The following is a 19,385-nucleotide window of genomic DNA, read 5'->3' as shown; positions in this document are numbered from 1 at the left end:
TAATTTCCACCCCAGAGTGCTGATGCACCCAGAGTAATTGCAGTTGAATTTGGATTCGCTGGCGAAGTAATTAAATCCCTCCACCAATTTGATAGTACCAATTATGATTTTCACTGATAGGCCCGATATCATTCGCCTGAACGATGCTTAAACCAGTGCCAGCAATGATTGTGCTGCTCAATAATATTGCAGTCACAATCTGTTTTATCCTGTCCATAAAATACATTCCCTGTTTTTTAAAAATCAATTGAATATAAAAATAACCCTTTGCGTTTACAGCAACTGTATTCACGCCAAAGGTTCCAGGCAAAATCATGATCAGAATCTGTTTTAAAATCAGCCCATGATGTCAGGCTGACTACATCATTCTTGCCAAACACACTGCAGGAATTTTCTGCAGTGGGTCCCAGCATTTGCCACTTGCCTGACTTGGCATCCATTTCTTTTAAAGGCCCTGGTGCCCAACATTTCATACCATTTTTTGAACAGTCCGTACCCAGAGGATAATAAATATGAGGTTGCCAGTTTCGGGTAATAATATCCCCTACTCTCTGAGCTGAAACAGCAGATGCCTTAGGGCCTTCATTTTGTGTGACAAATCCTGTTCTGGGATAAACTGCTCCCCATGTATTTAATGGCCAGGATCCAATTTCCCTCAATCCCGGAATCAGAGAAGCTGGATAAAGCATTTCAATGGAAGCAAAGCGCCAGTTAATTGAATCAAACTGTGAGGATAAAAAATGTGGCACATAGGGAGAGGTCACTGATGGACACACATAACCCGTCCCTGATAAAAGCATTGTTGCTACCAGGGCAGGATTTCCAATGGCATCGACTTCCCGAAATGTAGTGGCGCTATGTTGGCGTTTAGCACCACGTTCCGAATTGGTATCATCTCCGGCACCTAATTTGGAGCTGGAACCAGAAGAGTACGAACGAGTCTCCAACCAGGTTGATTCCCCGGTAGTCGTGTAACTACTGACCACCACATCGGGGTTCCAATGTTTCACCTTAACTGAGGTTTTAACTTTACAGCCATGAAGTCCACAAACAAGCCAGAAGCAGATACCTGCAAGCGGATTATATTCCATACAACTCAATGAACTTAAGGTGGTACTGATAATCTCGGGTGTAGTAATTGTTCGTGACCAGAGACTATTGGATTGAGCCAAAAGAAAAATCGCACACAGAATGTGGATCAGTGATTTTGTTGCCATTGTTGAAACTCCTGTAATGCAATGCTTGCCCGTTGTTGTCCATATACAACGTATTGCTGTTCCTGATATTGAAAAACCACTGCTGGTAATTTTTTCACTCCCATTTGCCAGGCGGTCACAATTCCAGAATATGCTTGTTTGAATTGCTCCATTTGAGAAGGTGTTAAATTCTGTATTCGCTGTAATGCCTGTTGACTAGCTACGTTTGATGAGCCAGATAAACCCAGGCTAAATTGTTGTTCAAACTTTTTCGTCTGATCCAGATTAAAATGCTTAACTGGATGTAACTGAGATAACCTTTGATATCTAACTGGTTTGACATCATTATCAAAAATCCAGATTAACTCAGGTAAAACTTCTAATTGCTGTGCCCATACACCGATGGAAAAGAATTGAGATAGAACCAGAATAGCAATTGATATCAGTAATCGACATTTCATATCAAAACTCCTGACTGACACTTAAACGTTGTTCACGGATCAACTCTGCTTTTTTATGAGCAGCATCCAGTTCTGTTTTCAAACCAAACTTTTGCATCAACTCATACCGTTCAGATTTCTCATCCTGTATCATTCCACTTTATTTAAAGGCTGAATTTTTTCAGTCAAATTCCATGGCAACAATTGCTCTAAAGCCTCATCATCATAATGCCTGCCCAGCTTAGGTAACTCAGTCAGAATGTGTGTTAAAAAGGCAAAGGGCTCTAGGTTGTTTGCTTTCGCTGTTTGCACGATTGAATATAAAATAGCACTGGCCTCAGCACCACGAGGATTTTGGTTCATGACCCAGTTTTTGCGCCCAATCACAAAGGGTTTGATCCGCCGCTCTGCCATATTATTATCAATCTGGAGGTTGCCCTCTTCAAGATAGACAGTCAGATACTTCCATTGATTGATCACATAACGAATAGCGACACCCAACTTACTGTCTTTTGTTGTTTTAGTCACTTTATCATCACACCACTTTTTAAAGTCATCCAGTAGTGGTTTGCTTTTTTCCTGACGGATCAGGTAACGTTGTTCAGCATTGAGCGGTTTGATTTGTTTTCAATCGCATACAATTTAGCAATTTTACTGATCGCCATTTGTACCATGCCAGGCTTTTTCTGACTGTTCTTGGGTAATGCTTTTAAGGCATCATGGAACTTGCGACGAGCATGTGCCATGCAGCCTAATAAAGTGACTTCACTGTTCTCATTTTCGAATATATGATAACCGGGAAAGCCATCCGTTTGCAGGTAACCTGAAAACCCCGTTAAAAAGGTTTTGGCATGTTGGCCTGCACGAGTAGGCTGATACTCATACAAAACAATGGGACACTTGGAATGATAGCCGCCACTTTGATAGAGCCACATATAAGATTTAGGGCAATTCTCACGTCCATCATGGATCACTCGCATCGTTGTTTCATCGGCCTGGATGATTTTCTGCCTAATGAGATAATACAACAACCGATTATAAAAGGGTTTGAGTAATTCAGCTGATTTAAGCACCCAGTTGGACATACTGGCTCTGGAAAGTGTTATCTTATAGCGTTTAAATATCGCTTCCTGTCGATAGAGAGGCAAGCTGTCTAGGAATTTAGAAACAATGATATAGGCCAGCAGGCTGGGTGATGCAAAACTTCTAGGAATGGGCTGTGCAGGCTTAGGAGCAGTTTTAACGCCTTCCTCACAAGCACGACAGGCATATTTAACCTGAACATGTTCTACAACATATACCTGAGCAGGAACAATTTCCAGTTGCTCTGAGGTCTCTTCACCAATTTCATGCAAGTGATGACCGCAGTCACAGACTTGTTCTGCTTCAGATAACTCATGACGAACAACTTTACGAGGTAGGTCTTTAGGTAAAGGCTTACGACCGGGCTTTTTACGCTCATAAGTAATGGTTTCACGGACTTCCGGTGCTTCTTCGGCGAACGTTTCTGCCTCATTAAAGAAGTCGGGGTGAACTTCTTTTTCACTGGAAGTACCAAACCGTTTATGTTGCAACAGACGAAATTGTTCCTCATACCAGTCCACTTTTGACTGGAGTTCAAGCACCCTGTTTTTGAGCGTTGGTATCTCTTCTGGTAGTATTTTGTCTGTTGAACTCATGCGTTATATTATACTAAAAATGAGCGTTAAATGCTTGTATTTATTCTGTTTAATGCGCATCTAAAGGGACTTTTTTAGTTGTTTTCCAGACCATGAATTTCAGGGTGAGCATGGTGTTGTGTGCAAGATAAACCATCCAGTAACCACTGTAATTCTCTCAGTGTTAACGAAAGAGTGGGTTGTTCTTTTTCCATCGGCCACTGGAATTTCCCTTTTTCAAGTGTACGATAGTAAAGCCAGAAACCATTACGCTCCCAGTACAGTATTTTAAGTTTATCTCGCTGACGATTACAAAAAACAAAGACACTGCCATCAAAGGGATTGTGTTCCAATTGCTCTGAGACAATCAGTGATAGCCCATTGGTTGCTTTTCTCATATCGGTAACACCAGAAACCAGATAAACCTGATTGACTGTGATGCCCGTTATCATGAAACAGTCCTGAGCAAATCCAGAATGGACTTGAGCTGATTCAGGTTCGTATCAGAATTGATTTCCAAACTGAAACCATTGGTATGGCTTACTTTAATTGCATTGCTTGTGGGGGAATTGGCCAGTAAATTAATGGGAATGAGTTGATTGTTGGTGTTGACCTGTTTTGATGAGCTAACATAACCCAACTTCTTTCGATAATAGCTAAAAATATGAGAGGGTATCTTATGTTGTTGACAATAAACTGCCTGGCTTAAGTTACTGGCTTGGCAGGCCTCTATGTGTTGCTTCATCGAAGCATCTTTTGAATGGTTGCTCATTTGTATCTCCAAATTACGAATTGAAGATCATAGTTTGAGCTAACTGAAGCTTATTGTGAACGTGGGTTTTAATTGACGTTTACCATCAATCCGGTATAAGCTACTGCCAATTCAGTTTCATATCCTTCACGAGCCAGATAAGCCAGATCCACAACGGTAATATCTGCTTCCGGCCAATACTCCCCTTCCTGATTGAATAATTCTCCAGTAAAGCCATCACAGAACAATTCCATGGCATCGGCCAGTTCAGAGGCTCGTTCTCCTTTACTTCGATTATTATTTTGGGTTAGTTCAAAATGTGAAACCTCACGGATCCGTTGACAACATCGGTTACCATAGTTTGTTTACGCCCATCTTTAGCAACCGTTTCTGCTGCCCGATAAATACCACGGCGTACAATCAGGCGATCAGATTTGTTAAACTTCTCATTTTCATCCCCACCAGTAATCATGATCTTTGCGGCAATTTCCATTTCACCCAACTGATCCCTTTTTTCATCAGGATCAGCTTCTGAATTCATTAGTTTATCCTGAACAGACTCAACTTCTTCAATCTGATCATCATCCTCAATGGCATCAATATCCGTTTCTGTTATGGTTTTTAGCAAAGCCGTTGCATCTCGGAAGGGAGGAATGGACACTTTGGTACCGGGTTTCAGGCTTAACTGATTAACACTCACTCCCAGACGTTTAAAATCATCACCCAACAAGCCAAAGCTGTTACCTGCTTCAATAATAAAAATACGGGGGCGATGAATAGCAAACATGGAGCGAATGATCTTCACCAGATAAGAACTCTTGCCTGCTCCCGTTGGACCCAGTGTTAATAAATGCGCATTTTGTTTGCGATCTCTTATGGGATCAGAAAAAGAGCCTCACCTCCCCGGTTAAATTCATTTAAGCCAGGATTACCTGATCCACGGGAGCGACCATATAAGGGACTCAGTGCTGCAATATCCAGGGAATGCATTAATCTTGAACGACGACTGAATTTATCGTATTCCACATCATAGGCCATGGGCAGATTTTTCAGATAGCTGTCCAGAGTTAATAAGTCACTATTCAGATCGATAGGCTGGAGATCATTGCTGATCAATAAAGAATCAATTTCATACGTCATTTCATCCAGCTCTGACAGCGTATCTGCTTTTATGTATAAAGACAGATTCACAGGATGAAACTTGTTTTTCAGAGCGATTTGACGCTTGGCATGAGCGGCTTCCTCTGCCGCCAGAATAGAATCATCGTAAGCGCTTAACCATCTAGCGTTATTCAAAAAATATCTCCCCTGCCTCATAATCAATCCATCGATTAATTATGAGGCACATCAATGAAACCAGAAACCCAAGCCAACTCAAAACAATTTTGGCAAGACCACGTTAATCAATGGAATGAAAACAGTATCAGCCAGGCATCCTATTGTCAGGAACATGGGCTACCCATCAAACGTTTTGGCTATTACAAGCGTAAGTTGCTGGGTGCAACAACGCAAACCAGTGCGATGACAAAGGGGAATGGTTTTATTCAACTATCTTCCCCGACACACTATTCAGCCCGCACCTCAGCATTAATTGTAGAATTACCCAATCAGCTACGCATTGAAGGGGTGACTGCCGATAATGTACAGCTGGTAAAACAATTAGCAGGATTGTTCCAATGAAGTCAGCCATACTTCCATCACTCAGCCTGCCACAGGTGTATCTCTATCTGAAGCCTGTTGATTTTCGTAAAAGTTTTATTGGCCTCAGTGCCATTGTTGAATGTGAATTAGGTCATAATCCTTTTGCAGGCCATCTGTATGCCTTTACCAATCGTCAGCGTAATAAAATTAAATGCCTCTTCTGGGATAATACCGGTTTTGTACTCTATTACAAAAGTCTCTCAGAAGAAAAGTTCAAATGGCCAAAGGGTGAAGATGACCTGATGAATATCACCGGACAACAAATCAACTGGCTATTAGACGGCTATGATATCAGTGTCATGAAACCGCATAAGAAATTGCATTATGAGTCTGTATTTTAAGTACTTTTAGTCTATTTTTGTTATAATAAAGCCATGCAAAACAAGGCTGAATCCACAAAAACGACTCTATATTTTCCGCTTTTTCACACGCGGACAAGAATGAATTGTTGAGTGTCATTGAACAGAAAAACCAACGTATAAAAATACTGGAAGAAGCCCTTCGTCTGGCTCGTAGTAAACGCTTTGCACCCAGCAGTGAAAAAAGTGATGGTCAGGAACGCTTATTTGATGAAGCTGAGCAGGCGGCTGACGATGAGGGGCTCCCTGAACCTAAAACCACTTCGCCTAAGAAGAAAGAAAAAACAGGCAGGAAGCCTTTCTCAAAGACTATTCCAAGAGTCCCTGTCTTCATCGATCTGACAGATGAAGAAAAAGCCGGTGCCATTGAGGTTTTTTACACTAAAGTCAGAGAAGAGCTGGATATCATTCCAGCTAAAGTCCAAATACTGGAATACTTCCAGGAAAAAGCCGTCTTTGCAGGCACCAATGACACAGACAGTCGTTCAATGAAAGCTGCGGTCATGCCAAAACATCCATTACCTAAATCAATGGGCAGTATTCACCTGATGGCACACATCATTATCTCAAAATATGCCGATGGTTTGCCTCTGTATCGAATGGAAGGCATATTATCACGCTATGGCGGCGATATAACCCGAGCCACCATGGCCAATTGGGCTATTAAACTGGCTCATCAGTTCCAGCCGCTCATCAACCTCATGCGAGAACATCAACTGTCGGGTGACATCATCCAAATGGATGAAACGGTGCTCAAAGTATTAAAGAGCCGGGACTCAGTGCTCATTCGAACAAATACATGTGGGTCAGTCGTGGCGGGCCACCTGGACAACCCAGTGTGCTGTTTGAATACGATCCTTCTCGTAAGAAGGAAGTACCACTGCGCCTGCTTGATGGCTTTAGCGGCTATCTGCAAACCGATGGCTATGCCGGTTACAATGCCGTGTGTGCACAAAATAATGCCACATCGGTCGGCTGCTGGGATCACACTCGCCGTAAATTCAAAGATTCTCAGACGGCACAACCAAAGAAAAAGAGCAATCAAAAGCCTACAAAAGCCGATGTGGCACTGGCCCATATCAATAAGCTGTATTTAATTGAGCGTGAGATAAAAGAAGCCAGTGTTAATGAAAAATTTAAGGTTCGTCAGAAACAGAGCCTGCCGCTTCTTGAGAAAATAAGAACATGGGTCGATAACACCCTGGGCAAAGTGCCGAACGACAGCTTGACAGGAAAAGCACTCACCTATATTGATAATCAATGGCCTAAGCTGACTGTTTATTGTGAAGATGGTCGGTTGAATATCAGTAATGTGCTGGCAGAAAATGCTATCCGTCCATTCTGCGTGGGTAGAAAGGCCTGGTTATTTTCAGATACGCCAAAGGGTGCACATGCCAGTGCAGTTCATTATAGTTTTATTGAAACCGCTAAGGCCAATGATATTGAGCCATATGCGTATATGGTCTATGTATTAACCCAATTACCTTATGCGGATACGGTTGAAAAGCTGGAAGCATTGCTTCCCTGGAATTTTAAAAAATCAGAATTGGAAAAGGTAAAGAACGCTGTTCGTTAAGCGCTTACGAATCATCTTCCGTACCCACTGAGGCATTAATAATTCCTCCAAGGTGGTTGGCTATCACATCCTGTGGTTTGAAAATAATGGACATAGTGAAAATACTGCCTGCTGGCAAACGATCCATAAATGCAAAGTTAAAATCATTATGACTACGTTCAGCAGTCATGTGACCTGGTGTTGGTACTCGATTCAGCCGTTCAACCGTCAGAATACGATGGGGTATATCATCAAAATACCAGCATTGTTCATCATCTATTAGGCGACAATTAACTTGTCCGGTCGGCGACAACTAGCTTGGCCGGTTTGATACACTCCAGACACATTAATCGAGAAGGATTTTTATGTCTGGAAAATCAATTACCCAAGAACAGGTCAAGTTATACATGTCACATCGAAAACAACCGAATCACACTCAAGCTTCATCAGCAGCCAAAGCAGGATTTTCAGAAAGATCAGCGCGACGCATTGATACAGGTAAGCACCCCGGCGGCACCACACAGCCCAGACAGTACAAAACTCGAAAAGATCCCTTAAATGGTGCTTTTGAACAACATTTAGTGCCCTTACTTGAGATTGAGCCCAAACTACAGCCCATTACCTTATTAGAAGCACTGGAAGAGCTAGAACCCGGTCAATTTGACAACACTCACCTAAGAACACTGCAACGCCGAGTCAAACGCTGGCGTGCTCAGGAAGGACCGGAGCAAGAAGTTATTTTTCAACAAAAACACATTGCCGGTGATATGGGTATTTCAGATTACACCTGGGCTAATGAGCTTAAAATCACGATTGACGGAGAAGATTTTAAACACAAACTTTATCACTACCGATTGGTTTATAGTGGCTGGACTTATGTTCAAGTTGTCTTAGGTGGAGAGAGCTTTGAATCTCTTTCTTCAGGCTTACAGAATGCGCTATGGCAATCAGGCGGTGTCCCTGTAAGCCACCGAACCGATAGCCTAAGTGCTGCATTTAACAATCATTATGAACAAGAAAAGCTGACCGAGCGTTATGAAAAATTATGTCAATACTATGGTATAAAAGCCACTCGAAACAATAAAGGCATTGCCCATGAAAATGGAGCCATTGAATCCCCTAATGGTCATTTAAAACGCCGAATCGAACAAAAGCTACTCCTTCGTGGCAGTCGAGATTTTACCGCCTTATTGGATTATGAAGCCTTTATTGATGACATCGTTCGCCAAATAAACATACGCTGTAAAACACGATTTAATGAAGAAAAAGCACACTTAAAACCGCTTCCCAGCCGCCGCACCAATGGCTTTAGTGAGCTCTATGTTAAAGTCACCACAAGGAGTACCATTTCAGTTAAACGAGTCACTTATACCGTACCCTCCCGATTGATTGGTACCACGTTATTGATCCATATTTATGATCAACATTTAGATTGTTTCTATGGTCATGAATTGACCTTAAGTTTAAAGCGTATTTATGCACACCGCCATATCCGTTCGCGTTCAATCAATTATAAACATATCATTCACTCGTTAGCCAAAAAGCCCAATGCCTTTAAATCATCGGCTTACCGAGATGATATTGTCCCAGAAGGTGATTTCACCCTGATTTGGGAAAATCTCAAACAAACGGGCATTCATGATGATGATTGCCGTTACATGGTGAGCTTGCTGTCCATTGCCGATGCCTATGATTGTGAAGCAGCGCTGGGTCGTTTTGTCTTAGCTTCGTTAGAAGCCGGCAGTCGAGTTTCCATCAAAGCGTGCCGTGACTTTTTTGCGCCCATGTCGGTTGATAGACCTCAGTACACCAGTCAGCAACATGACTTATCGACCTACAATGTATTACTGGGGAATTAATATGGCCAATGCACAAAGTTTACCGTTTTTACTCAAAGAATTACGTTTAACGACCATGGTCAAACAATGGCAGCAGGTTTCACAAAAAGCCATTGAATTAGATTGGGAGCCTGAATTATTTTTAGCCCATTTATGTGAATTAGAAACCAGTTACCGGCATGACAACAAATTAAAGCGCTTATTAAGAGAAAGCAAACTACCCATTGGTAAACAGTTATCACAGTATGACTTTAATGAAATAACCGGTGTGACAGCCCAACAGCTCAAACAAAAAATCACTCAGTTAGACTGGCTCAGGCAAGGACATAATCTGCTTTTATTTGGTGCCAGTGGTCTGGGGAAAACGCATTTAGCCGCCGCTATTGGTTACGCACTCATCGAGCAATCAGTGCGGGTTAATTTCATGAGCAGCACTTCATTGGTGCAAATGCTTCAAAAAGGCAAAAGAAGCGTTATCTCTGGAATTTGAACTGAAAAAGCTGGATAAATATGAGCTACTTATTCTTGATGATATTGGCTATGTCAAAAAAACCAATAGTGAAAGCCAGGTACTATTTGAATTAATTGCGCACCGATATGAACGCAATAGCTTGCTCATTACCTCAAACCAGGCTTTCAGTGAATGGGATAGTATCTTCACTGACAATATGATGACAGTGGCTGCCATTGACCGACTCATTCATCATGCGTCTATTTATCAAATTGAAGGCGACAGTTATCGTAGAAAACAAGCGATGAAAGGCTTAGATTAATGGCTAACTCATTGATCGCTGAACATTTTAAAAGCAAGATAAAAAGCATAGAGCGGGCGAAAAGCCAAAAAGCTCAAAGTGGCCTCGTGCAAGAGCAAAGCCGCACATCGGTCGCTTTTCGCCCTAGAGCCAGATCAAGAGCAGCGAAAAGAAAAATCAAGTTAAAAAGAAGAGCAGACAATTAAAGGAGAATAATCGATTGTAAAAAACTCACTATGAATAAAATAATAAATTAGAAACCGGCCAAGCTAATTGTCGCCAACCGGACAAGGTAGTTGACGCCAGATAGCCCAAATCGAACAACCTGGCTCAGTGGCTATTTACTCCCTTTTAATGTGATTTATCCTGATGGTAAGCACCCTGAATTCAATAAGGTGATTATACATGTTGGATGAGGCTGTTTTTAACTATTAATAAAAATAACGAGGTTAAAACTAATGACTATTAAAGAGATGGTTCAATATTACCTATGCGCAAAGATCAATAATCCAAGAACTGAAGAGAATTATCTGTCAATTTCAAGACGATTTAATGAATGTTGCCCTCATTCATCTATTAAGGAAATTGATTTTATGCATATAAAAAAATGGAAAGATACAGTATTAGAACAGGCCAGTACGACAACATGGAATACTTACCTTCGTCATATGAAGGCTATTTTTAATTTTGCTTTAAAAAAAAATAATCGATACCAACCCTTTTGAAGATATTGCCTTTGCTCCCGTGCTTCAAAAGCAGAAAAAAACCATACAAAATGGATCCATCCCCGATATTATCCAAATCATCCAATTAGAGTCTGATCGATATTCCCCTGACTGGTTTTGGGTTATAGTCACACATTTTTTTTTACATTACAGGAATAAGGCGCAGACAACTGGTTCATATCTTGTGGGAGCATATTGATTTTAATAAACAAACATTTCTAGTCTGTTCCGATGGCAGTAAGAATTATAAGGAAAGAAAACTGCCTTTACCTGACATATGTAAGCGCTTAACCATCTAGCGTTATTCAAAAAATATCTCCCCTGCCTCATAATCAATCCATCGATTAATTATGAGACACATCAATGAAACCAGAAACCCAAGCCAACTCAAAACAATTTTGGCAAGACCACGTTAATCAATGGAATGAAAACAGTATCAGCCAGGCATCCTATTGTCAGGAACATGGGCTATCCATCAAACGTTTTGGCTATTACAAGCGTAAGTTGCTGGGTGCAACAACGCAAACCAGTGCGATGACAAAGGGGAATGGTTTTATTCAACTATCCTCCCCGAAACACTATTCAGCCCGCACCTCAGCATTAATTGTAGAATTACCCAATCAGCTACGCATTGAAGGAGTGACTGCCGATAATGTACAGCTGGTAAAACAATTAGCAGGACTGTTCCAATGAAGTCAGCCATACGTCCATCACTCAGCCTGCCACAGGTGTATCTCTATCTGAAGCCTGTTGATTTTCGTAAAAGTTTTATTGGCCTCAGTGCCATTGTTGAATGTGAATTAGGTCATAATCCTTTTGCAGGCCATCTGTATGCCTTTACCAATCGTCAGCGTAATAAAATTAAATGCCTCTTCTGGGATAATACCGGTTTTGTACTCTATTACAAAAGTCTCTCAGAAGAAAAGTTCAAATGGCCAAAAAGGGTGAAGATGACCTGATGAATATCACCGGACAACAAATCAACTGGCTATTAGACGGCTATGATATCAGTGTCATGAAACCGCATAAGAAATTGCATTATGAGTCTGTATTTTAAGTACTTTTAGTCTATTTTTTGTTATAATAAAGCCATGCAAAACAAGGCTGAATCCACAAAAACGACTCTATATTTTCCGCTTTTTCACACGCGGACAAGAATGAATTGTTGAGTGTCATTGAACAGAAAAACCAACGTATAAAAATACTGGAAGAAGCCCTTCGTCTGGCTCGTAGTAAACGCTTTGCACCCAGCAGTGAAAAAAGTGATGGTCAGGAACGCTTATTTGATGAAGCTGAGCAGGCGGCTGACGATGAGGGGCTCCCTGAACCTAAAACCACTTCGCCTAAGAAGAAAGAAAAAACAGGCAGGAAGCCTTTCTCAAAGACTATTCCAAGAGTCCCTGTCTTCATCGATCTGACAGATGAAGAAAAAGCCGGTGCCATTGAGGTTTTTACACTAAAGTCAGAGAAGAGCTGGATATCATTCCAGCTAAAGTCCAAATACTGGAATACTTCCAGGAAAAAGCCGTCTTTGCAGGCACCAATGACACAGACAGTCGTTCAATGAAAGCTGCGGTCATGCCAAAACATCCATTACCTAAATCAATGGGCAGTATTCACCTGATGGCACACATCATTATCTCAAAATATGCCGATGGTTTGCCTCTGTATCGAATGGAAGGCATATTATCACGCTATGGCGGCGATATAACCCGAGCCACCATGGCCAATTGGGCTATTAAACTGGCTCATCAGTTCCAGCCGCTCATCAACCTCATGCGAGAACATCAACTGTCGGGTGACATCATCCAAATGGATGAAACGGTGCTCAAAGTATTAAAAGAGCCGGGACTCAGTGCTCATTCGAACAAATACATGTGGGTCAGTCGTGGCGGGCCACCTGGACAACCCAGTGTGCTGTTTGAATACGATCCTTCGTAAGAAGGAAGTACCACTGCGCCTGCTTGATGGCTTTAGCGGCTATCTGCAAACCGATGGCTATGCCGGTTACAATGCCGTGTGTGCACAAAATAATGCCACATCGGTCGGCTGCTGGGATCACACTCGCCGTAAATTCAAAGATTCTCAGACGGCACAACCAAAGAAAAAGAGCAATCAAAAGCCTACAAAAGCCGATGTGGCACTGGCCCATATCAATAAGCTGTATTTAATTGAGCGTGAGATAAAAGAAGCCAGTGTTAATGAAAAATTTAAGGTTCGTCAGAAACAGAGCCTGCCGCTTCTTGAGAAAATAAGAACATGGGTCGATAACACCCTGGGCAAAGTGCCGAACGACAGCTTGACAGGAAAAGCACTCACCTATATTAATAATCAATGGCCTAAGCTGACTGTTTATTGTGAAGATGGTCGGTTGAATATCAGTAATGTGCTGGCAGAAAATGCTATCCGTCCATTCTGCGTGGGTAGAAAGGCCTGGTTATTTTCAGATACGCCAAAGGGTGCACATGCCAGTGCAGTTCATTATAGTTTTATTGAAACCGCTAAGGCCAATGATATTGAGCCATATGCGTATATGGTCTATGTATTAACCCAATTACCTTATGCGGATACGGTTGAAAAGCTGGAAGCATTGCTTCCCTGGAATTTTAAAAAATCAGAATTGGAAAAGGTAAAGAACGCTGTTCGTTAAGCGCTTACTGACATATTAATTGAAGACTTGACGTTTTTACTGAAGAAACACAAAGAAGTTGGTAATACAAAACGAACTGACCAGGTTTTTAATATCACAAGGTTCAACTCAAAATATCATGGATTAACTTGTAGCGTTGAACAAGTGAGTGGATTTTTTAAAAGACTTAAAAAAAATACGGGTATATCCGTATCCCCTCACCGGTTTCGCCATACCATGGCCTCAGAATTGGGTAATACCACCAATATTAATATATTAACTCTTTCAAATATACTAGGACACTCAGATCTGAGAGTGACTCGTCAGTATGTTGAGACTGATTTGGCACCACAAATGGAATTGATAAAAATATTAGAACAAAGCTTGACAAAAAGAATTAATCGCTCACAATAAGTGTAATGTATTCTGTTTTGTTAATTTTTTGAGTAGCGAATTGGACTTTAGATTGGATTTTTAATTGGACATTAGATTGGATAATATATTGTAGAAGGATTGGGTTCTGACTTGATTTTAAAGTAATTTTTTAAAAGGTGAATTGATATCACTTTTTTTAAAAAATTAAGAATATGGTGCCGGCACCAAGAGTCGAACTCGGGACCTACTGATTACAAGTCAGTTGCTCTACCAACTGAGCTATACCGGCATATCGTTAAAACGTCTTAGGGACAAGACAGGGCGTATTATACAGAATCTGTTTGTGTGATCAACCTTTATTTTCACAGGCGATGGAGATAAGTTCTTTTTCTAAAACCAGCGTTTGATAAAAAGCCTGATCCTGTTTGTTTTTAAACAGCACCATGAGTTGATAAAGGCTGTTTTTATCATCGCTAATGGCTTCTATGGTGGTTGAAAAACCAATTCCAGCGGCTTTAGTCGCGACTTTTTCAGCTGCCGATCTTTTTTTGAACACGCCAAGAGCAATGGCATTTTTTCGTCCATCGATAGACATGACATAATGATCTTTTAGACCATTTTCGTCTAGCTGAGCCAATATTTCTTTAATTGCTTTTTTGTCTTTTAAAGGTGGAATATAAATACGATAGTATGTAATCGCTGAGGTGGTTTCGATACCAAAAGATAACTCATTTTGATATTGTGCTTCTAGTGTTAGTCTAACATCAGTCATTAAGTCTTTACTGAAGGGTCCCAATCGATAACATAAACTTCTTGGAAGCGTTGGGATGACTTGAGATACTTGATCACTATCAACGGGAGGTAATTCTTGGCTCCTTGTTTCAGCTAAGTTTTCTGCTTGGGTCTCACTCTCAGCTTGAGAGACATTTTTATCTAAATCGAGCGTTTCATTGTCAATGTCTACTAAATCAGCGGCTAAGTCTGACTGCTTTGGCAAGATTTTATCCTGAAGTTCTCTTAAGGCATTAGAGTCCATCTCATTGAGTAAGACTATTTGAGTTTTATCAAAATCATCCGTACTGGCAGTTTGTAGGTCGGATTTATCTACAAAAAATAGATTATTGACACCAAAGGCAATATTTACCAACACCGCAATGATAAACAACCACTTCATATACTATCCCTGCAAAATTTTTCTCTAGCCACGATCTTTAAACCTGCCAATATGAGTGCTTCTCTATAATGAAAGTGGTGGTAGGTAAGTGCTTGAATCTTCTCAGCATCGCCACCGGTGATAATACATTCAACACCTTCACCAAACTCTTCTTTTATCTCAGACACAATACGCTCGATATAGGCACTTAGTTGATACAGCGTACCACCTAAAATAGCATCCTGTGTATTGGTCGCTAAAAAGGATGATGCATTATTATTGATGTTTTTACTGTTATTTTCAACTGAAGGTAAGTTATTTGCGTTCAAACCGAGAGAATCACGGGCTGTTTTAATGCCTGGAGTGATTAATCCGCCCAAGTGTACGCCAATATCTGTGACAACATCAATAGTAACAGCAGTGCCGCAATCAACGACACAGAGTGTTTTTTTGAATTCTTCGCGTGCTGCAATCATGCCCACCCAGCGATCAGCCCCGAGTGTTCTTGGATTTGAATATAATGTCGTGAGACCGTATTTATCTTGTTCAACATGTACTAAATGTGCTTCAATTTGCCAAAGCTTATAAATCACATCAGAAATAATATGAAAATTAAGCGGGTTGGACACATTGCAAACTAATACTTTTGAGGGTGTATAGTCTTCTAGTTCATAAAATAAATCTTCATATAAATCCGTATAATCAATAATGTTATAACTTATGTCGTTTTTTATGTCATTATTATCCAGTTCTAATACTCGGGCTATTTTTAAACAACTATTACCCGCATCAATTAACACATAACTCACGTATTTTTTCTCACTTCTTTTTTTAATATTTTCACACAGCATTCCTATGACTTTTGGCATAGATCAAAGCATGTTTACACTTCAGATGTAGGATGTGGTGAGGAACGAACCGCATCAATGGTTTTAAATCTACGTCTTTGATGTGGTTCGTTCCTCACCACATCCTACCAATGGAAAGATAAATTGGCTTATTTGATCTGTCCTGACTTTTTTATCGAAACTTCAGCTGAATATATCTTATCTTGCTCTTTTTTACTTGATCGTTTGATCAATAATGCCCCATCATTTGCCAATCCCTGGGCCATAGCAGTGTATGAGCCATGGCTATCGACTATAGTAATCGTTTCACCGTACAAATAATCATATTGATGCCATGTTCTTACAAAGTCATAGGCATTAAATTCGGATATCCTATTATAGGTTGCTATCAATTCGGATAGAAGCAAAGAAACAATTATGTTTCGATCAAAGCGTTTATTTTGATTAATACGTAGACTAGTCCACAATTGATCAATATCCTCGTTAGCATCCATATTAACATTGAGTCCGATACCAACCACATATACTGACTTTTTTTCTGCATTAAAGCGACTTTCAACAAGAATTCCTGCTAATTTTTTACCCTCAAGGTAAATATCATTGGGCCATTTAATCTGACAAGCTTCAACACCTAGTTGTTTTAACGAACGACAAACTGCAACTGCTGTTATTAAAGGAATGAATTGTATATTCTGTGTTTGTTGTAGTTCAAATTGCATTGATAAGCAGATATTTGTCGCTAACGGTGAAAACCATTGTTTTTCTCGTCTTCCCTGACCCGAAGATTGATATTCGCTTAAAAGCACTGAGTATTTTGCTATTTGGCTTTGTTGCGTGATTTGTTTATTGGTTGAATTGGTTTGATAGGTGATATTTAGTGGATTAATTGAGTTATTGATAGCCGTATCAAGATTATTGCGGAGCAATTTTTCTGATAGAGCAATGCACTCTTGTTTTATTCTATAGTTGTTAGCAGTTTGTTTAATACCTATATTTTTGGCCAGCAAGCTCTCGATTAAGCCTGTGTTTTTAGTATTAATAGCAACGGGTTCTTTGTTACAAAGTGCTTTAAATAGCTCATATTCTGAGTCTAGCTTGTTCATGAGGGGTATCTTACTAAAAATTATAAAACTAGCAAGATTATATTTGTTATATTTCATCTAGATTGATGCGCATCGTGCCTCAGCAGCATCCTACGTTTCAATAACTTGTACTTTAAGCGCAACGATACCTAACTATCAACCCTGCTTTTCTTTTAGTCTTTTTCTTGCATCTTTTCTTTCGCACAAAAAAAAGCCCCTGAGTCGTGAGACTCAGGGGCTTCTTCTTAGCTTGGCACTTTTCAGTGCAAGCCGTATTAAACCCTGGCAGTGACCTACTTTCGCATGGGAACTCCCAAACTATCATCGGCGATGACACGTTTCACTTCCGAGTTCGGGATGGGATCGGGTGGTTCCATGTCTCTATGGCCGCCAGGAAAGGCGGTGGAGTAAGAGGCTAGCTTGCGCTTCGCCCCTCGCTCGAATATTGGAAGTAAACTTCTCAGGCGGTTATCAAACCGCCCAACGCTGGTCGTTATCGTTACCCTTGGTACTCGGTAACAACCGTATCTTTGGGTATACGCTAAAGCCTTAATTCATTCTGTAGAATGTAATTCTCTCAAACAATCTCTTATTCGAAAGTACTTTGCGATATATAGTCAAGACTCACGGGCAATTAGTATTGGTTAGCTTCATGCATTACTGCACTTCAACACCCAACCTATCAACGTCGTAGTCTTCAACGACCCTTTAGGACACTTAAAGTGTCAGGGAGAACTCATCTTGAGGCCTGCTTCACGCTTAGATGCTTTCAGCGTTTATCAGTTCCGAACGTAGCTACCCGGCAATGCCACTGGCGTGACAACCGGAACACCAGAGGTTCGTCCACTCCGGTCCTCTCGTACTAGGAGCAGCTCCTCTCAATTCTCCAACGCCCACGGCAGATAGGGACCGAACTGTCTCACGACGTTCTAAACCCAGCTCGCGTACCACTTTAAATGGCGAACAGCCATACCCTTGGGACCGGCTACAGCCCCAGGATGTGATGAGCCGACATCGAGGTGCCAAACACCGCCGTCGATATGAACTCTTGGGCGGTATCAGCCTGTTATCCCCGGCGTACCTTTTATCCGTTGAGCGATGGCCCTTCCATACAGAACCACCGGATCACTAAAGCCTACTTTCGTACCTGCTCGACATGTCTGTCTCGCAGTCAAGCACCCTTATGCTTTTGCACAAACCTCCTGATTTCCGACCAGGATTAGGGTACCTTCGCGCTCCTCCGTTACTCTTTGGGAGGAGACCGCCCCAGTCAAACTACCCACCATACACTGTCCCCAACCCCGATAAGGGGTCTAGGTTAGAACCTCAAACATACCAGGCTGGTATTTCAAGTGTGGCTCCACCATAACTAGCGTCATGGTTTCAAAGCCTCCCAGCTATCCTACACAAGTAGGTTCAAAGTTCAGTGCAAAGCTGTAGTAAAGGTGCACGGGGTCTTTCCGTCTAGCCGCGGGTATACTGCATCTTCACAGCAAGTTCAATTTCACTGAGTCTCGGGTTGAGACAGTGTGGCCATCGTTACGCCATTCGTGCAGGTCGGAACTTACCCGACAAGGAATTTCGCTACCTTAGGACCGTTATAGTTACGGCCGCCGTTTACCGGGGCTTCGATCAAGAGCTTCGCCGAAGCTAACCCCATCAATTAACCTTCCGGCACCGGGCAGGCGTCACACCCTATACTTCCACTTTCGTGTTCGCAGAGTGCTATGTTTTTAATAAACAGTCGCAGCCACCAGTTCACTGCAACCCTCCTCAGCTTACGCAGTAAATGCTTCACCATGGAGGGCACACCTTCTTCCGAAGTTACGGTGCTAATTTGCCTAGTTCCTTAACCCGAGTTCTCTCAAGCGCCTTAGAATTCTCATCCCACCCACCTGTGTCGGTTTGGGGTACGGTTCCTTATAACCTAAGCTTAGAGGATTTTCCTGGAAGCAGAGCATCTACCACTTCAACACCTTGGTGTCTCGTCATCACGTCTCGGCATAAAGCCACCCGGATTTTCCTAAGTGACATGCCTACCGGCTTAAACCTGGATAACCATCACCAGGCTGGTATAGCTTTCTCCGTCTCCCCATCGCAGTTATAAAAAGTACTGGAATATTAACCAGTTTCCCATCGACTACGCATCTCTGCCTCGCCTTAGGGGCCGACTCACCCTGCTCCGATTAACGTAGAGCAGGAAACCTTGGGTTTTCGGCGAGGGGTCTTTCACCCCCTTTATCGTTACTTATGTCAGCATTCGCACTTCTGATACCTCCAGCATTCCTTACAGAACACCTTCATCAGCCTACAGAACGCTCCT

26 protein-coding genes, 1 tRNA gene, 2 rRNA genes and 3 pseudogenes (1 of these 32 cut by a window edge) are annotated in these 19,385 nt (G+C 41.6%); 15 read left to right on the top strand and 17 right to left on the bottom strand.

The features are described 5' to 3' along the window. Window positions 1–70: 70 nt before the first annotated feature. From JEU79_RS19605 to JEU79_RS19560, 10 genes and pseudogenes are all read right to left on the bottom strand, one after another. Window positions 71–217 (bottom strand): hypothetical protein, encoded by a 147-nt coding sequence (locus tag JEU79_RS19605; protein WP_198265446.1) that lies wholly within the window; start codon window positions 215–217, stop codon window positions 71–73. A gap of 19 nt (window positions 218–236) precedes the next feature. Further along, entirely contained in the window at window positions 237–1,217 is a 981-nt protein-coding gene (locus JEU79_RS19600) for a TIGR03756 family integrating conjugative element protein (RefSeq protein WP_198265445.1), read from the bottom strand. After that, window positions 1,199–1,657: a TIGR03757 family integrating conjugative element protein gene (locus tag JEU79_RS19595; RefSeq protein WP_198265444.1), complete on the bottom strand. Its 459-nt coding sequence runs from the start codon at window positions 1,655–1,657 to the stop codon at window positions 1,199–1,201. The genes JEU79_RS19600 and JEU79_RS19595 overlap by 19 nt, the downstream gene beginning before the upstream one ends. Before the next feature lies 1 nt (window position 1,658). Next, window positions 1,659–1,790 carry a hypothetical protein gene (locus JEU79_RS27705; RefSeq protein WP_281400986.1) on the bottom strand — a complete coding sequence of 44 codons (132 nt, stop codon included), beginning with the start codon at window positions 1,788–1,790 and terminating at the stop codon, window positions 1,659–1,661. Continuing rightward, window positions 1,787–3,315 (bottom strand): annotated as a pseudogene (gene tnpC / locus JEU79_RS19585) (IS66 family transposase). Before tnpC (JEU79_RS19585) ends, JEU79_RS27705 begins: the two are co-directional and overlap by 4 nt. Before the next feature lie 74 nt (window positions 3,316–3,389). Beyond that, window positions 3,390–3,746 carry an IS66 family insertion sequence element accessory protein TnpB gene (gene tnpB / locus JEU79_RS19580; protein WP_198262841.1) on the bottom strand — a complete coding sequence of 119 codons (357 nt, stop codon included), beginning with the start codon at window positions 3,744–3,746 and terminating at the stop codon, window positions 3,390–3,392. Further along, a complete protein-coding gene (gene tnpA, locus JEU79_RS19575; RefSeq protein WP_198262602.1) occupies window positions 3,743–4,066 on the bottom strand; it encodes an IS66 family insertion sequence element accessory protein TnpA in 324 nt (107 codons plus the stop codon). Before tnpA (JEU79_RS19575) ends, tnpB (JEU79_RS19580) begins: the two co-directional genes overlap by 4 nt. A 68-nt stretch (window positions 4,067–4,134) precedes the next feature. After that, window positions 4,135–4,299, bottom strand: coding sequence for a hypothetical protein (locus tag JEU79_RS19570; protein ID WP_198265290.1), 165 nt, complete (start codon window positions 4,297–4,299; stop codon window positions 4,135–4,137). Between the two features lie 53 nt (window positions 4,300–4,352). Continuing rightward, window positions 4,353–4,850, bottom strand: coding sequence for a hypothetical protein (locus JEU79_RS19565; RefSeq protein ID WP_198265289.1), 498 nt, complete (start codon window positions 4,848–4,850; stop codon window positions 4,353–4,355). A 68-nt stretch (window positions 4,851–4,918) separates the two neighbouring features. Continuing rightward, window positions 4,919–5,341, bottom strand: a complete 423-nt coding sequence (locus JEU79_RS19560) for a TraC family protein (RefSeq protein WP_198265442.1) — start codon at window positions 5,339–5,341, stop codon at window positions 4,919–4,921. 54 nt (window positions 5,342–5,395) lie between these two features. Here JEU79_RS19560 and tnpA (JEU79_RS19555) point away from each other — a divergent pair, with 54 nt between their 5' ends. The 4 genes and pseudogenes from tnpA (JEU79_RS19555) (at window position 5,396) to JEU79_RS28880 (ending at window position 7,681) form a co-directional block, all read left to right on the top strand. Beyond that, window positions 5,396–5,725: an IS66 family insertion sequence element accessory protein TnpA gene (tnpA, locus tag JEU79_RS19555; protein WP_198262442.1), complete on the top strand. Its 330-nt coding sequence runs from the start codon at window positions 5,396–5,398 to the stop codon at window positions 5,723–5,725. Then, complete coding sequence (tnpB, locus tag JEU79_RS19550) at window positions 5,722–6,087, top strand: IS66 family insertion sequence element accessory protein TnpB (protein WP_198262804.1); 366 nt, start codon at window positions 5,722–5,724, stop codon at window positions 6,085–6,087. Before tnpA (JEU79_RS19555) ends, tnpB (JEU79_RS19550) begins: the two co-directional genes overlap by 4 nt. Window positions 6,088–6,191: 104 nt before the next feature. Next, window positions 6,192–7,525 (top strand): annotated as a pseudogene (gene tnpC, locus JEU79_RS28885) (IS66 family transposase); the annotation flags it as partial. Next, window positions 7,523–7,681 carry a transposase domain-containing protein gene (locus JEU79_RS28880; protein WP_281401082.1) on the top strand — a complete coding sequence of 53 codons (159 nt, stop codon included), beginning with the start codon at window positions 7,523–7,525 and terminating at the stop codon, window positions 7,679–7,681. The pseudogene tnpC (JEU79_RS28885) and the gene JEU79_RS28880, both read left to right, overlap by 3 nt. A 4-nt stretch (window positions 7,682–7,685) precedes the next feature. On the opposite strand, the gene JEU79_RS19540 is transcribed toward JEU79_RS28880, so the two are convergent. Then, window positions 7,686–7,973 carry a TraC family protein gene (locus JEU79_RS19540; protein WP_198265287.1) on the bottom strand — a complete coding sequence of 96 codons (288 nt, stop codon included), beginning with the start codon at window positions 7,971–7,973 and terminating at the stop codon, window positions 7,686–7,688. Window positions 7,974–8,025: 52 nt separating this feature from the next. Here JEU79_RS19540 and istA point away from each other — a divergent pair, with 52 nt between their 5' ends. The 11 genes and pseudogenes from istA (at window position 8,026) to JEU79_RS28875 (ending at window position 14,018) form a co-directional block, all read left to right on the top strand. Next, a complete protein-coding gene (gene istA / locus JEU79_RS19535) occupies window positions 8,026–9,519 on the top strand; it encodes an IS21 family transposase (protein WP_198265441.1) in 1,494 nt (497 codons plus the stop codon). 1 nt (window position 9,520) lies between these two features. Further along, on the top strand, window positions 9,521–9,988 hold the full coding sequence (locus tag JEU79_RS27700) for an ATP-binding protein (protein ID WP_281400985.1): 468 nt from the start codon (window positions 9,521–9,523) through the stop codon (window positions 9,986–9,988). After that, complete coding sequence (locus tag JEU79_RS27695; RefSeq protein WP_343075017.1) at window positions 9,978–10,271, top strand: ATP-binding protein; 294 nt, start codon at window positions 9,978–9,980, stop codon at window positions 10,269–10,271. Before JEU79_RS27700 ends, JEU79_RS27695 begins: the two co-directional genes overlap by 11 nt. A gap of 437 nt (window positions 10,272–10,708) precedes the next feature. Next, complete coding sequence (locus JEU79_RS19525; RefSeq protein WP_198265440.1) at window positions 10,709–10,975, top strand: phage integrase SAM-like domain-containing protein; 267 nt, start codon at window positions 10,709–10,711, stop codon at window positions 10,973–10,975. A 363-nt stretch (window positions 10,976–11,338) separates the two neighbouring features. Beyond that, window positions 11,339–11,668, top strand: coding sequence for an IS66 family insertion sequence element accessory protein TnpA (tnpA, locus tag JEU79_RS19520; protein WP_198263342.1), 330 nt, complete (start codon window positions 11,339–11,341; stop codon window positions 11,666–11,668). Then, entirely contained in the window at window positions 11,665–11,934 is a 270-nt protein-coding gene (tnpB, locus tag JEU79_RS19515; RefSeq protein WP_198265439.1) for an IS66 family insertion sequence element accessory protein TnpB, read from the top strand. The genes tnpA (JEU79_RS19520) and tnpB (JEU79_RS19515) overlap by 4 nt, the downstream gene beginning before the upstream one ends. After that, a complete protein-coding gene (locus JEU79_RS19510; RefSeq protein WP_198262440.1) occupies window positions 11,934–12,032 on the top strand; it encodes an IS66 family insertion sequence element accessory protein TnpB in 99 nt (32 codons plus the stop codon). Before tnpB (JEU79_RS19515) ends, JEU79_RS19510 begins: the two co-directional genes overlap by 1 nt. Window positions 12,033–12,137: 105 nt before the next feature. Next, the gene (locus tag JEU79_RS26870) at window positions 12,138–12,542 is read left to right on the top strand and encodes an IS66 family transposase (RefSeq protein ID WP_246540129.1); all 405 of its coding nucleotides are present in this window, start codon (window positions 12,138–12,140) and stop codon (window positions 12,540–12,542) included. Next, a pseudogene (gene tnpC / locus JEU79_RS19505) lies at window positions 12,539–13,469 on the top strand (IS66 family transposase); the annotation flags it as partial. The gene JEU79_RS26870 and the pseudogene tnpC (JEU79_RS19505), both read left to right, overlap by 4 nt. Then, on the top strand, window positions 13,467–13,625 hold the full coding sequence (locus tag JEU79_RS27690) for a transposase domain-containing protein (protein ID WP_281401082.1): 159 nt from the start codon (window positions 13,467–13,469) through the stop codon (window positions 13,623–13,625). The pseudogene tnpC (JEU79_RS19505) and the gene JEU79_RS27690, both read left to right, overlap by 3 nt. 27 nt (window positions 13,626–13,652) lie before the next feature. Further along, window positions 13,653–14,018 (top strand): tyrosine-type recombinase/integrase, encoded by a 366-nt coding sequence (locus JEU79_RS28875; RefSeq protein ID WP_198265437.1) that lies wholly within the window; start codon window positions 13,653–13,655, stop codon window positions 14,016–14,018. Between the two features lie 174 nt (window positions 14,019–14,192). On the opposite strand, the gene JEU79_RS19495 is transcribed toward JEU79_RS28875, so the two are convergent. From JEU79_RS19495 to JEU79_RS19470, 6 genes are all read right to left on the bottom strand, one after another. Continuing rightward, window positions 14,193–14,268 (bottom strand) — tRNA-Thr (locus tag JEU79_RS19495). A 60-nt stretch (window positions 14,269–14,328) separates the two neighbouring features. Beyond that, window positions 14,329–15,153, bottom strand: a complete 825-nt coding sequence (locus tag JEU79_RS19490; RefSeq protein ID WP_198265436.1) for an SPOR domain-containing protein — start codon at window positions 15,151–15,153, stop codon at window positions 14,329–14,331. After that, window positions 15,150–16,001: a type III pantothenate kinase gene (locus JEU79_RS19485; RefSeq protein WP_198265435.1), complete on the bottom strand. Its 852-nt coding sequence runs from the start codon at window positions 15,999–16,001 to the stop codon at window positions 15,150–15,152. The genes JEU79_RS19490 and JEU79_RS19485 overlap by 4 nt, the downstream gene beginning before the upstream one ends. A gap of 128 nt (window positions 16,002–16,129) precedes the next feature. Then, a complete protein-coding gene (locus JEU79_RS19480; RefSeq protein ID WP_198265434.1) occupies window positions 16,130–17,083 on the bottom strand; it encodes a biotin--[acetyl-CoA-carboxylase] ligase in 954 nt (317 codons plus the stop codon). Window positions 17,084–17,342: 259 nt separating this feature from the next. After that, window positions 17,343–17,457 (bottom strand): 5S ribosomal RNA (gene rrf, locus JEU79_RS19475). A 218-nt stretch (window positions 17,458–17,675) separates the two neighbouring features. Continuing rightward, window positions 17,676–19,385 (bottom strand): 23S ribosomal RNA (locus JEU79_RS19470); it runs 1,178 nt beyond the window's last position.

Source organism: sulfur-oxidizing endosymbiont of Gigantopelta aegis, from assembly GCF_016097415.1.
Taxonomy (GTDB): Bacteria; Pseudomonadota; Gammaproteobacteria; order GRL18; family GRL18; genus GRL18.
The sequence above is the reverse complement of the archived record's forward strand: the minus strand, read 5'-3'. Positions and strand labels throughout refer to the sequence as shown.

What these genes read in the sequence shown, in the direction of transcription:
- JEU79_RS19605 (WP_198265446.1), bottom strand. Translation starts at nt 217, where the DNA reads ATGGACAGGATAAAACAGATTGTGACTGCAATATTATTGAGCAGCACA.
- JEU79_RS19600 (WP_198265445.1), bottom strand. Translation starts at nt 1,217, where the DNA reads ATGGCAACAAAATCACTGATCCACATTCTGTGTGCGATTTTTCTTTTG.
- JEU79_RS19595 (WP_198265444.1), bottom strand. Translation starts at nt 1,657, where the DNA reads ATGAAATGTCGATTACTGATATCAATTGCTATTCTGGTTCTATCTCAA.
- JEU79_RS27705 (WP_281400986.1), bottom strand. Translation starts at nt 1,790, where the DNA reads ATGATACAGGATGAGAAATCTGAACGGTATGAGTTGATGCAAAAGTTT.
- tnpB (WP_198262841.1), bottom strand. Translation starts at nt 3,746, where the DNA reads ATGATAACGGGCATCACAGTCAATCAGGTTTATCTGGTTTCTGGTGTT.
- tnpA (WP_198262602.1), bottom strand. Translation starts at nt 4,066, where the DNA reads ATGAGCAACCATTCAAAAGATGCTTCGATGAAGCAACACATAGAGGCC.
- JEU79_RS19570 (WP_198265290.1), bottom strand. Translation starts at nt 4,299, where the DNA reads ATGGAATTGTTCTGTGATGGCTTTACTGGAGAATTATTCAATCAGGAA.
- tnpA (WP_198262442.1), top strand. Translation starts at nt 5,396, where the DNA reads ATGAAACCAGAAACCCAAGCCAACTCAAAACAATTTTGGCAAGACCAC.
- tnpB (WP_198262804.1), top strand. Translation starts at nt 5,722, where the DNA reads ATGAAGTCAGCCATACTTCCATCACTCAGCCTGCCACAGGTGTATCTC.
- istA (WP_198265441.1), top strand. Translation starts at nt 8,026, where the DNA reads ATGTCTGGAAAATCAATTACCCAAGAACAGGTCAAGTTATACATGTCA.
- JEU79_RS27700 (WP_281400985.1), top strand. Translation starts at nt 9,521, where the DNA reads ATGGCCAATGCACAAAGTTTACCGTTTTTACTCAAAGAATTACGTTTA.
- JEU79_RS19525 (WP_198265440.1), top strand. Translation starts at nt 10,709, where the DNA reads ATGACTATTAAAGAGATGGTTCAATATTACCTATGCGCAAAGATCAAT.
- tnpA (WP_198263342.1), top strand. Translation starts at nt 11,339, where the DNA reads ATGAAACCAGAAACCCAAGCCAACTCAAAACAATTTTGGCAAGACCAC.
- tnpB (WP_198265439.1), top strand. Translation starts at nt 11,665, where the DNA reads ATGAAGTCAGCCATACGTCCATCACTCAGCCTGCCACAGGTGTATCTC.
- JEU79_RS19510 (WP_198262440.1), top strand. Translation starts at nt 11,934, where the DNA reads ATGAATATCACCGGACAACAAATCAACTGGCTATTAGACGGCTATGAT.
- JEU79_RS19490 (WP_198265436.1), bottom strand. Translation starts at nt 15,153, where the DNA reads ATGAAGTGGTTGTTTATCATTGCGGTGTTGGTAAATATTGCCTTTGGT.
- JEU79_RS19485 (WP_198265435.1), bottom strand. Translation starts at nt 16,001, where the DNA reads ATGCCAAAAGTCATAGGAATGCTGTGTGAAAATATTAAAAAAAGAAGT.
- JEU79_RS19480 (WP_198265434.1), bottom strand. Translation starts at nt 17,083, where the DNA reads ATGAACAAGCTAGACTCAGAATATGAGCTATTTAAAGCACTTTGTAAC.